Source organism: Acinetobacter sp. 789_lipA (assembly GCF_058242845.1).
Genome location: NZ_JBZAYS010000001.1, coordinates 2,881,896 through 2,891,401 on the forward strand (window position 1 = coordinate 2,881,896; position 9,506 = coordinate 2,891,401).

Sequence of the window (9,506 nt, forward strand, 5' to 3'; positions counted from 1 at the left end):
ACCATTATTGAACCTATAGTTCAACTTTAACAAGAACTGATAGTTCTTTCAATACTTATTATTATTGAACCATTGGTTCATCGGTAATTTTAATGAATACTTCAACAGATAAAATCAAAGAAGATTTTGCTAAACGATTAAATGAAGCTATGGATCTGAAAGGCTACCCTGTTCGTGGTCGAGCAAGAATTCTCAGCAAAGAGTTTGAGATATCAGATAAAGGGGCTGGCAAGTGGATAAAAGGCGAAGCTATGCCTGAAACGTCAAAATTCCCTCAATTATCCAAATTTCTGGGCGTATCTGCTGAATGGTTACTCAATGGTGATGGAGAGCCCCCAACTCAAACAACGCCAGAATCAAGCTTTGGCAACGTTCGCCCTGATACATCACCTCTACGCAAAATTCCCGTATTGGATTACGTTCAAGCAGGACTGTTTCATGATGTTGGATATGATGGTCTCAATCCCAAAAGTGAGACTTACACTACTTATCAGAGTGCAAAACCTGAGTGTGTATTCTCGCTGGAGGTTTCAGGTGCAAGCATGACGCCAGACTTTAATCCTGGCGAAAAATTGGTGGTTGATGCCTCAAAACCGCCCTATCCTGGTTGTTATGTAATTGCTCAGAATGGTAGTCATGAAGCTACATTTAAAAAATACCGTGCAATCGGTTATGACGAACATGGGCGGGAGACTTTTGAGCTAGTTCCATTAAACCCTGACTTTCCAACCATGAACTCAACTCAGCAAGAGATTCGCATCATTGGGGTAGTGGTTGAACACCTAAGAAGCTTTAATAAATAAGAATAAACCCAAGCACATCAAAGCTTGGGTTTTAAGCTATTTAAAGCACACAAATATAAGGAAACAAAATACCAAACATGCAAAGAATTGAAGTAAATTCGCGCAATATCAGCTACGTGCTTTATCAGCACTTCTTGCTGACCGTGGTTCTTAGGACTGGTGAGAGATTTATTTATAGACTTCTTGAAGCCAGTACCTTTAACGATTTTATTGAAGCAATTGATAAAGATAAATTCTATAAAAGCCAAATTGATATGAATAAAAAATTTAAACGAATTCAACTTTTTGTGTAATAAAAGCCCTTAAAGAAGGAAAACATAATGATCGCAACACTTAACAAATCCAAAACTGCGCTAACAATTAATCGTCAAGAATTCAAATTGGCATTAGAAAAAATTGGTGCAGGAATTGATAAACAAATAGCCTCGCTCAAAAAAGCCAAACAAAGCTACGACCCTGCGGAAATAGCACACGAGGTCATTGGTGAAGTAAACATATTTGAAGCGATTATTGAGGGCTTTAATGAAGAGGAAGGCACTAATCTGAAGCTGGCCGACATAACCAATCTTGAAGTGGCACAAGGATGGATAGATGAGTTTTTTGAAAAGTATTCTGCGCTATAAACCCTAAATCAATTTTTGTTGGCTGGGTAAATAAAAAAGCCGCTATATGCGGCTTGGGTAAGGTTATTGGGTTGTTGTACAGGATATCTAACTAAATTAGGATTAAAAATGGCTGAAACAAGTAATATTGGAAAAATGGCTGCGCTTCTCTCTGAAGAGCTATTTAATTATTTTGGATGGAAGAAGTGTACCTTTGAAGATCTTAATTGGAAATGTGAAAATGCTGAGCATGAAAAATCTACACATCCGGCAGACGTTGTCTTTTATTATAATGACCCATATACAAATACTGTAACTTATATTCATACGGATCTAAAAAGTTTTTCAGAAAGTACGTTAAGCAACTTAAATCTAAGCGAAGTTTTGCAGAGTCTTTCAATGCAAGTAGAATGCTCAGAAATAAGCGAAGAATGGCAAACCTTATACTTGGAAGGTGCATCTGATTATAAGGTGCATGGTTTATTGTTTATTTATAATCATGATAATAGACCTCTTGCGAAAGTAAAAACCACCTCAATATAAATTTCATGAGATATCAGAAATTAAATCGTTTTTCAGATTCTGAATTCAAACGCTTGGTTGGCGTACCTCGACATGTTTTTACTGAAATGGTAGAGGTTTTAGAAAAAGCAGAATCACTCAAAAAGAAATCAGGTCGTCCTCATACTTTAGATATAGAGGATCAGTTGTTATTAACTCTCAATTACTTACGGAACTACAGCACTCAACTGGAATTAGCGGCAAATTACCATATCGCTGAAAGTAATGTGAATCGAACCATTAAAAAGGTTGAAGATGCATTGATGAAATCAAGACGTTTTACTCTGCCAAAACGAAGCATTACCACGGCAGACGAACACTTTAACTGGGTAATTATTGATGCGACAGAATGTTCAATAGAACGTCCGAAAAAAAAATCAGAGTAAATTCTACAGTGGTAAAAAGAAGAAATATACGCTAAAAGTACAAGTGATCTATCATCCGAACAGCAAACAAATCATAGGGCTAGATATATCGAATGGCAGTCAGCATGACATTAAATTGGCAAGAAAAACGGTTAAGAAATTCAAACATTGTGAATATGTTATGACTGATCTAGGGTACTACGGATTAGAGCAAGATGGCTTTAAATTATTGATGCCAATAAAGAAAAAGAAGAATTTACCTTTATTTTATGTTGAGAAAAAGTACAATAAAATGGTTGGAAAAATACGAGTTGTGATCGAACACATTAATAGTCAATTGAAAACATTTAGAATATTAAGTGAACGCTATCGAAATAGACGGAAAAGATTCGGCTTACGCATTAACTTAATTGCTGCACTCGTAAACCGGATAAACTTGCAATAATGACTTTCGCAGGAGATCTATTATATAAGTCATATATTTTATTAAGATTTTTTTCTGTTACATCCTCTTGTATGCCTTGCTTCATGAAAACTAATAAAGTACTTACAAATGATATATCTCTCATTCTTCGTCTATCAGAAATACCAAATATTTGATTTGATTCCCAATAATCTCTTTCAGAAAGAATCGAAACAACCTTCATAAATTCACCTTCAAACTCAGCATTTCTTAACTCCTGAGGGTTCAAAGTCAAATTATTACTATTCAATCTTAAGAACATTTTTACTATGCTTTCTCGATCCACACTATTTCTTACAAGTCGAATTGAGAAAATATATGCCCAAACTGCTTTTTTATCATCAACATGTAAATCTTTAAAATATTTATTTTTTATTCTATCAAAACAACCACTCTCTTTTTTCAGCGAAATATCGGATAGTTTATACTGATTCGATATAAACTGAAAAATTGCACCTGTTCTTTGTTGTCCATCAACAATAGAATATCTAGTATCTCCAGTATTCTCATCAGTTCCAATATTCCAAATATAAATTTCAGGAATAGGAAATCCCATAATAATAGATTCGATTAACTGCACTTGATTTTTTCTATTCCACACATAGTTTCTTTGGAAAGAATCATCTACCAACAATAGACCTTTATGATTAAGATCGTATAACCATTTTACACTTTGCGGTGGCTTTGTTGCATAAATATGTAAGCATCTGATTTAAATAAATTTAATTTTGGATCAAAAAATAATCAAAACTTTTAAAATCATATAGTTATGAAATCTTTGTGCAACAAAGCCCCCTTGTTGTTCCAATAACTCCTGAATATCTGCTCTTTTATGAAATGCTGCATTATCCATAACCACTACACTATTTTCAGGTAATGCTGGTATGAGGAATTGCTCAATCCAAAAATGAAAAACATCTGAATTGATTTTGCAGTCAAATAAACCGACTGAAAAGAAATACCCTTTATGGATTGCTCCAATAGCATTGGTCTGATTCTTTAATTGCCAATTATATTGCCCTAAACAGGGTACTCCTTTTCGTGAGTAGCCATGAGGTCTGTAATCATGTGACTTAAAACCACTTTCATCCAGATAAATAATCGGATGGTTTTTTTCTAATTCATTCACTTGCAGAATAAATTTATCCCTAAGCTTTGTATCTGCTTTAGGATGGCTTAACGTCTTTTTTTAACTGTAATATTTAAGCGCTTTAATGCAGCACCAATAGATGAAACACCACAATTAAAACGTGCAGCACGTTCATATTGATAAGCATCAGGATACTTTTCAACATCTTCACGTAAAGCATCATCGTTAATTTTAGAAGGTTTACGTACACGAGTTTTTTTAATCTCTATACGTTTCTTCCATTCAACAATGGTATTTTTATTAATTTCAAATTGTGCAGCTACCGCTCGAATAGAATAACCTTCCTCAAGCTTAGCTAAAATTTTACGTCTAAAATGTTCTGAATAACTCATTGCACCATTGTATTGGTTTTATAATGATTTGACTATACCCGCGCGAGTATCAAAAAAACTATATGCCTAACTTGTTGAAGCTATCACCCGGTGAATACTCTGAAGTTGCACTTTTGGCTGATATGGATTTGGTTTTGGATCACTACAAAGAGAAAGATGCTATTCAGTGCTAAAGCTTTCTTACTTCTGAAATATTAAATCTTTATATTGGACTTAAGACCTCTCATGACCAGGTCTGTAATAACTAAGTAAAGCATCACTAACCCGCTATCCGCGGGTTTTCTTTATCTAAGGTAAGTGTAACCTTGTCTTTAAATGTTACATTATAATAATTAATATAAAGATACCTATGATTCATAAATAGAAAGGTAAGTATCAATGAAATATTTGTTAGGTGCAGCATTGTTAGGATTAGCAATTACTGGCTGTACTTCAAATCCAAAAAACGAAGTGGTACAAGAAAAAGTTGTGAGCAATACTCCGGCTGAAACTCAGGTAATTAACTTTACTGGTCCAATGGATCTTACAGTTGAATTGAAATCTTCGGATAATTTTGAAACTGCAGAAATGACAGATAATTCTGGCAAGGTTTATCACCTTAAGCGAGCTATTTCAGGAAGTGGCATGCGTTTGGCCAATGATGATGGTGTTTCAATTCACTTCAAAGCTGGTGAAGGTATTGTAGAGTTTATGAAAGACAAACCTATCAGTATTACTGAATACAAAAAATAAGATTATTGTTCTAGGACAACCCACCCCAGCGGTGGGTTTTCTTTTTAAAAATCCATATTTTCCCTGATATTATGAAGTTGAGGCTCTGCACCAACATTGTTCTCAAACACCCATAAATATCGGAGAAAATATGAAACCTGAAATTATAGAAGCCCTAGCGTTAGAGCTTACTAAATCAAAACTTGCCAATAAGGACACTACTGCATCTGACTGGGTTAAAACCTATGAAGCTTCACTCTCCGAAGTTAAGGGTGAGTGCGACAAAAGTAGAACCCGATTAAAGCCAGCTACAGCTGGGCAACTCTCGTCTAGTAACTAGCCTTAGCAATTACAAGACAACCATTCTTTTGCGAGAAATCCAGAAGAATGGTGTTTAACTCTTCTACAAATTCAATAGGACATTCAATTGTCGCTGTAACTATACAATCCTTATAAATAAGTGCCTGTGCTGCATCTGTCTACACCCTCGCATCTTCTGGCTTCACACCACTCAATATTAGTTTTTCAATAAATTGCTTACGCCATTCAAATATTTCATCCGAAAGACTCATTTTTATCACCTTTGGTAGTGGGTTTTCTTTTGTCTATTAAAACACAAAATAAGAACCAATAATTCAATTATGCATATTATTGAACTTTTGGTTCTTGACAATATTGAACCATTAGTTCATATTTATCTCACAGACATTAAAAAAGCACACCGACCGTCAAATCATGTGTGCTTTTACAGAAACTGCGAGATCAATTATGAACAAAACCTTATCCCCTTTCAATACCATCAAGATATCTCTTGGTGTAGCGGCTGTAACAATAGGCGTACTTAGCTGTGGGTTTAAAACTGCACCTCAGGCTGCTCAACCTATCGTCGCAAACGTAGCCGCTTCTGAATATCAACTTCTTGCATTACGCATGACTGGTGAAAACCACGGCGAAGCTGTTATTCGTTTAGATGGTTTCCGCGTTACAGCACGTTTTGAAGTTGAGGCATTTCCTGACAGCTACGGCGTACCAGGTAGTGAATTCACAGCTGTAGACGTAACCAGCCTTAATGAAGTGACCGTTTCAGATGCCCTAGGCAATCCATACAACGACTTCACAAACCACATCGACCATCAGAACTTCAATGCCCTCATCAAAGGCTATATCGAAAAGCATCGTTTAGTGGAGGCAGGCTGATGACTAATTTTGACAAATTAATTTTCGCACCTCATTGGGTGAAAATCTGTAAAGAAACGATGGTCGACTTAACTGCTGAAAATGTTGTGGTAGTTGGTTTTGGGGAGAATTGCTTCTCCATCCTTGGCTTCCCTGAGTATGTTTTTGACGCAGCAGACCTTACCGCTTTAAAACATCGCCGCATCGCTAGCTACTACATGCCCTTGCATCAATTTGATGAATTGTATGAAGAGGTATTTGGGACAAGTTTTGTTGACGAGTGTGATGAGCTTGATCTGGGTAGCAGCCATGGATTCATTCACAACGGAATAGGCTTAAGAAAAGAGTATTTCTTTGGAGGGAAGGTTAAAACATTTTTAATTCAAGATGAATTAGACCTAGTGGCCCTAAGTAAGCTGGAGAGTATCTTATGGCGCTAAATAATCAAACTCCCGAAGTAATTAACTTCGGTAAGCATAAAGGTACCGCCCTTATTGATTTAGACCAACCATACGTACGCTGGTTGCTTAAACAGGAAAGCCTTAATGGTGATTTACGCAAAAGCTTAGAGAGCCTGCCTTGGGTTAAAGATGCTCAGCGACGTAAAGAGTTAGCGATAGCACTGCAACGTACACACATTCCTCTCAGCGAACGCAGGGCTTTTAAGCGTCGTATGGGTTGGGTTGGTTCGAGATAAGGGGAAATACTCATGGCTATATAGTCAACACGTCAAAAAACCAATACAATACTGATATGAGTTATCCAATACATTTTAGAAAAAAAATATTAGCCAAGCTTGAAGAAGGTCAATCTATCCGAGCGGTTGCTCAGCACTTCGAAATTAATAAAAATACAATTGTCGAATGGAAAAAGCGAATCGAAATAAAAAGAACTCGACCAAGAAAACCATCTAAAGTTGATGATGATGCCTTACGTGCAGATGTTGAGCAATATCCTGATGATTATCAATATGAACGCGCTGCTCGTTTTGGTTGTGCTACTTCTACAATTGGAGATGCGCTCAAGCGTCTAAATATTACAGTTAAAAAAAGACCTTACGGCACCCGAAAGCAAAAACAGAACTCAGAGAGCAGTATTTAAAAGATTTAAACCGATTAAGGTATCAACACCCGATCATCTATCTTGATGAAAGTGGATTTAAATCTCATGAACATAGACCTCATGGTTATTCAAAACAGGGAACTCCTTGTTATGGAACATATAATTGGCAATTAAAAAATCAAACCAATGCAATAGGAGCAATCCATGAGGGTAAGTTATTTGCAGTGGGTTTATTTGATAGCAAAGTAAATTCGGATGTATTTTATTTTTGGGTAGATCAGTTTTTATTACCAGAACTACCCTCGAATAGTGTAATTGTCATGGACAATGCAGCCTTCCATAAACGACCAGATATACAAGATCTATTAAGCCAACATGGGCATCAAATACTTTGGTTACCACCTTATAGTCCTGACCTTAATCCTATTGAAAAAATGTGGGCATGGGTGAAAGCAAAAAGGAAAAAATGGTTGGTTAACTCAATAGATAAGCTTTTTAGTCGTTTCTTTAACGAGTGTATGGGTAATTAAGCGGTTTGACTATACCTATTATTCCAGCAGACCAAGCATTAAACGTTAGCGCGATTATTACTTACATCTATGCAGATCCGGGGCTTGGTAAAACGTCTCTAGGTTTTACCGCAGATAAAGCAATTTCGTTTGACTTTGACCGCGGTGCACACCGTACTGGTGAACTTCGTCGCGGAGCTGTTGTTCCAGTTCAGCAGTGGTCAGATATTGAAAACATTACTGAACAAGACTTAGCACCTTTCAATACGGTTGTTATTGATACTGTGGGCGCAATGCTTGAATCCATCAAGACACATTTGCTCAAAACAGCAAATAACCGTCAGCAAGATGGTGCACTCAAGTTAAAAGCCCAAGGCTTAGCAAATATGAAGTTTAAGCAGTACATCAATACGCTTTTAAGCTTTGGTAAGGATGTCGTCTTTATTGCCCATGCCTCAGAAGACCAAAGCGGTGATCAAATCATCTACCGTCCTGAGCTTGGTGGTAAGAACCGAAATGAACTTTACCGTATTGCAGACATCATGGGTTATTTGACCACTGTAACTACTGGTGAGGGTAAAAATGCGAGAGTCATTAACTTCAAGCCATCCCCAACACACCATGCGAAAAATTCTGGTGCTTTAGGTGGCGAGACTGGTGAGGTTTGGGTACCTGATCTTAAGTTACACCCTACTTTTCTTGCAGACTTAATTGCAGATGCGAAGGCTCATATCAACACGCTTACCCCTGCTCAAATTGCATTAAATAAAGCACTTGAGGATTTGGATAACTGGAAACAAAGCTGCGAAGAAGCAGTTTATGCAAGCGACTTAAATCACCTGACCGAGACCCTAAAGCTAGACAAAGAACACACTTATTATCAAAACATGCGTCAAGCAATGCTTGCTCGAGCGAAAGTACTCGGCTGCACATTCGATATACCCCGCGATACATGGATAGAACCTCCTGAATTTAATGGGATATCAGAAGCTCAACGTGATGAGTTGCAAGACCTCCTAGCACAAGCCGGCATTGATGTTATGACCTATTGTGAAGACCAAGGGATCGATAGCCTATTAGGCATTGAAGCCCAACATTTTGAGAATGTAAAAGCTCACATCATCAATACTACCCAAGGACAAGGGAGAGCCATTGCATGAGCTACACCTACTCTTCTATTACCCGTGTGCTGTTAATTCAGCACAACGGGCGGGTAAGAACATATAGAAACATCAACCTCTTTGGAATTGAGGACTGTATTCAAAACTTTGTTAATACGTGGGGGTATCGATGATCTTCAAAATTAAAAACAAGCATGCCTTTGCCTTCATGATTTGGCTTGAATTATTGGGCTACGTAAAGAAAGTGCTGGCTGACGGTAGCTGTACGTTCTCAGGCAAAGGTACAAAGAAATCGCTGAGCTATGTGTTCGTAAAGAATGATTTAACGGGTAATGCGGCGTGCCAGTCACCGTATGAAGAATACGTGAATTACCAAGATTCTAACTATATTGAAATGAAGGTGGCGGGATGAACAATACACCAATGGATCTAAATGCTGTTCTATTTGCACAGCTCGATCGTCTAAGTAATCCAAGCCTAAAAGGTACAGAACTTGAAGCTGAAATTCAAAAAGCTGAGGCAATTGAGAAAATTAGTGAACAAGTTATTAAGAACAATAATATGCGTTTAAACGCTGCAAAATTGGTTGCTGAATATCGTGGGCTTAAAAACGCCGATTCAGTTGAAATTCCACAGAACTTAATTGGGTGA

General features: G+C 37.2%; 16 protein-coding genes and 1 pseudogene. 14 read left to right on the forward strand and 3 right to left on the reverse strand.

Annotation, left to right across the window (positions count from 1 at the left end):
- Positions 1-92 precede the first annotated feature (92 nt).
- The 5 genes from AC4CUZ_RS14175 (at position 93) to AC4CUZ_RS14195 (ending at position 2,776) form a co-directional block, all read left to right on the forward strand.
- On the forward strand, positions 93-803 hold the full coding sequence (locus AC4CUZ_RS14175; protein WP_490747834.1) for a LexA family protein: 711 nt from the start codon (positions 93-95) through the stop codon (positions 801-803).
- 77 nt (positions 804-880) lie between these two features.
- Positions 881-1,096: a hypothetical protein gene (locus tag AC4CUZ_RS14180; protein WP_004693775.1), complete on the forward strand. Its 216-nt coding sequence runs from the start codon at positions 881-883 to the stop codon at positions 1,094-1,096.
- 27 nt (positions 1,097-1,123) lie between these two features.
- On the forward strand, positions 1,124-1,426 hold the full coding sequence (locus AC4CUZ_RS14185; protein ID WP_490747835.1) for a hypothetical protein: 303 nt from the start codon (positions 1,124-1,126) through the stop codon (positions 1,424-1,426).
- 108 nt (positions 1,427-1,534) lie between these two features.
- Positions 1,535-1,948: a PD-(D/E)XK nuclease domain-containing protein gene (locus AC4CUZ_RS14190; protein WP_490747836.1), complete on the forward strand. Its 414-nt coding sequence runs from the start codon at positions 1,535-1,537 to the stop codon at positions 1,946-1,948.
- Between the two features lie 5 nt (positions 1,949-1,953).
- A protein-coding gene (locus AC4CUZ_RS14195) for an IS5 family transposase (RefSeq protein ID WP_490747837.1) occupies positions 1,954-2,776 on the forward strand; the annotation gives its coding sequence in 2 pieces (ribosomal slippage) (positions 1,954-2,334 and positions 2,336-2,776; 822 coding nt in all).
- Here AC4CUZ_RS14195 and AC4CUZ_RS14200 read toward each other — a convergent pair.
- The 3 genes from AC4CUZ_RS14200 to AC4CUZ_RS14210 are packed head-to-tail and all read right to left on the reverse strand — an operon-like array spanning position 2,733 to position 4,276.
- Positions 2,733-3,506: a DUF262 domain-containing protein gene (locus AC4CUZ_RS14200; protein WP_490748073.1), complete on the reverse strand. Its 774-nt coding sequence runs from the start codon at positions 3,504-3,506 to the stop codon at positions 2,733-2,735. The genes AC4CUZ_RS14195 and AC4CUZ_RS14200 overlap by 44 nt on opposite strands.
- Positions 3,507-3,527: 21 nt before the next feature.
- Positions 3,528-3,923, reverse strand: a complete 396-nt coding sequence (locus AC4CUZ_RS14205) for a transposase (RefSeq protein WP_490747838.1) — start codon at positions 3,921-3,923, stop codon at positions 3,528-3,530.
- Between the two features lie 47 nt (positions 3,924-3,970).
- Positions 3,971-4,276 (reverse strand): IS630 transposase-related protein, encoded by a 306-nt coding sequence (locus AC4CUZ_RS14210; protein WP_000122230.1) that lies wholly within the window; start codon positions 4,274-4,276, stop codon positions 3,971-3,973.
- 378 nt (positions 4,277-4,654) lie between these two features.
- Between AC4CUZ_RS14210 and AC4CUZ_RS14215 the strand changes: the two genes are divergently transcribed.
- The 9 genes and pseudogenes from AC4CUZ_RS14215 (at position 4,655) to AC4CUZ_RS14255 (ending at position 9,506) form a co-directional block, all read left to right on the forward strand.
- Complete coding sequence (locus AC4CUZ_RS14215; RefSeq protein WP_005104451.1) at positions 4,655-5,008, forward strand: hypothetical protein; 354 nt, start codon at positions 4,655-4,657, stop codon at positions 5,006-5,008.
- A 747-nt stretch (positions 5,009-5,755) separates the two neighbouring features.
- Positions 5,756-6,184 carry a hypothetical protein gene (locus AC4CUZ_RS14220; RefSeq protein WP_490747839.1) on the forward strand — a complete coding sequence of 143 codons (429 nt, stop codon included), beginning with the start codon at positions 5,756-5,758 and terminating at the stop codon, positions 6,182-6,184.
- Complete coding sequence (locus AC4CUZ_RS14225) at positions 6,184-6,603, forward strand: hypothetical protein (RefSeq protein ID WP_490747840.1); 420 nt, start codon at positions 6,184-6,186, stop codon at positions 6,601-6,603. The genes AC4CUZ_RS14220 and AC4CUZ_RS14225 overlap by 1 nt, the downstream gene beginning before the upstream one ends.
- Entirely contained in the window at positions 6,594-6,860 is a 267-nt protein-coding gene (locus tag AC4CUZ_RS14230) for a putative quorum-sensing-regulated virulence factor (RefSeq protein ID WP_336149989.1), read from the forward strand. Before AC4CUZ_RS14225 ends, AC4CUZ_RS14230 begins: the two co-directional genes overlap by 10 nt.
- Before the next feature lie 56 nt (positions 6,861-6,916).
- A complete protein-coding gene (locus AC4CUZ_RS14235; RefSeq protein WP_039890557.1) occupies positions 6,917-7,264 on the forward strand; it encodes an IS630 transposase-related protein in 348 nt (115 codons plus the stop codon).
- Between the two features lie 17 nt (positions 7,265-7,281).
- Positions 7,282-7,755 (forward strand): annotated as a pseudogene (locus tag AC4CUZ_RS14240) (IS630 family transposase); the annotation flags it as partial.
- A 5-nt stretch (positions 7,756-7,760) separates the two neighbouring features.
- Positions 7,761-8,894 carry an ATP-binding protein gene (locus AC4CUZ_RS14245; RefSeq protein WP_490747841.1) on the forward strand — a complete coding sequence of 378 codons (1,134 nt, stop codon included), beginning with the start codon at positions 7,761-7,763 and terminating at the stop codon, positions 8,892-8,894.
- 130 nt (positions 8,895-9,024) lie between these two features.
- Positions 9,025-9,267 (forward strand): hypothetical protein, encoded by a 243-nt coding sequence (locus AC4CUZ_RS14250; protein ID WP_490747842.1) that lies wholly within the window; start codon positions 9,025-9,027, stop codon positions 9,265-9,267.
- Positions 9,264-9,506 (forward strand): hypothetical protein, encoded by a 243-nt coding sequence (locus tag AC4CUZ_RS14255; protein ID WP_205668019.1) that lies wholly within the window; start codon positions 9,264-9,266, stop codon positions 9,504-9,506. The genes AC4CUZ_RS14250 and AC4CUZ_RS14255 overlap by 4 nt, the downstream gene beginning before the upstream one ends.

Bases quoted from the DNA above. Each gene is read 5' to 3' on its own strand.
- AC4CUZ_RS14175 (WP_490747834.1), top strand. From the start codon at position 93: ATGAATACTTCAACAGATAAAATCAAAGAAGATTTTGCTAAACGATTA.
- AC4CUZ_RS14180 (WP_004693775.1), top strand. From the start codon at position 881: ATGCAAAGAATTGAAGTAAATTCGCGCAATATCAGCTACGTGCTTTAT.
- AC4CUZ_RS14185 (WP_490747835.1), top strand. From the start codon at position 1,124: ATGATCGCAACACTTAACAAATCCAAAACTGCGCTAACAATTAATCGT.
- AC4CUZ_RS14190 (WP_490747836.1), top strand. From the start codon at position 1,535: ATGGCTGAAACAAGTAATATTGGAAAAATGGCTGCGCTTCTCTCTGAA.
- AC4CUZ_RS14210 (WP_000122230.1), bottom strand. From the start codon at position 4,276: ATGAGTTATTCAGAACATTTTAGACGTAAAATTTTAGCTAAGCTTGAG.
- AC4CUZ_RS14215 (WP_005104451.1), top strand. From the start codon at position 4,655: ATGAAATATTTGTTAGGTGCAGCATTGTTAGGATTAGCAATTACTGGC.
- AC4CUZ_RS14220 (WP_490747839.1), top strand. From the start codon at position 5,756: ATGAACAAAACCTTATCCCCTTTCAATACCATCAAGATATCTCTTGGT.
- AC4CUZ_RS14225 (WP_490747840.1), top strand. From the start codon at position 6,184: ATGACTAATTTTGACAAATTAATTTTCGCACCTCATTGGGTGAAAATC.
- AC4CUZ_RS14230 (WP_336149989.1), top strand. From the start codon at position 6,594: ATGGCGCTAAATAATCAAACTCCCGAAGTAATTAACTTCGGTAAGCAT.
- AC4CUZ_RS14235 (WP_039890557.1), top strand. From the start codon at position 6,917: ATGAGTTATCCAATACATTTTAGAAAAAAAATATTAGCCAAGCTTGAA.
- AC4CUZ_RS14250 (WP_490747842.1), top strand. From the start codon at position 9,025: ATGATCTTCAAAATTAAAAACAAGCATGCCTTTGCCTTCATGATTTGG.
- AC4CUZ_RS14255 (WP_205668019.1), top strand. From the start codon at position 9,264: ATGAACAATACACCAATGGATCTAAATGCTGTTCTATTTGCACAGCTC.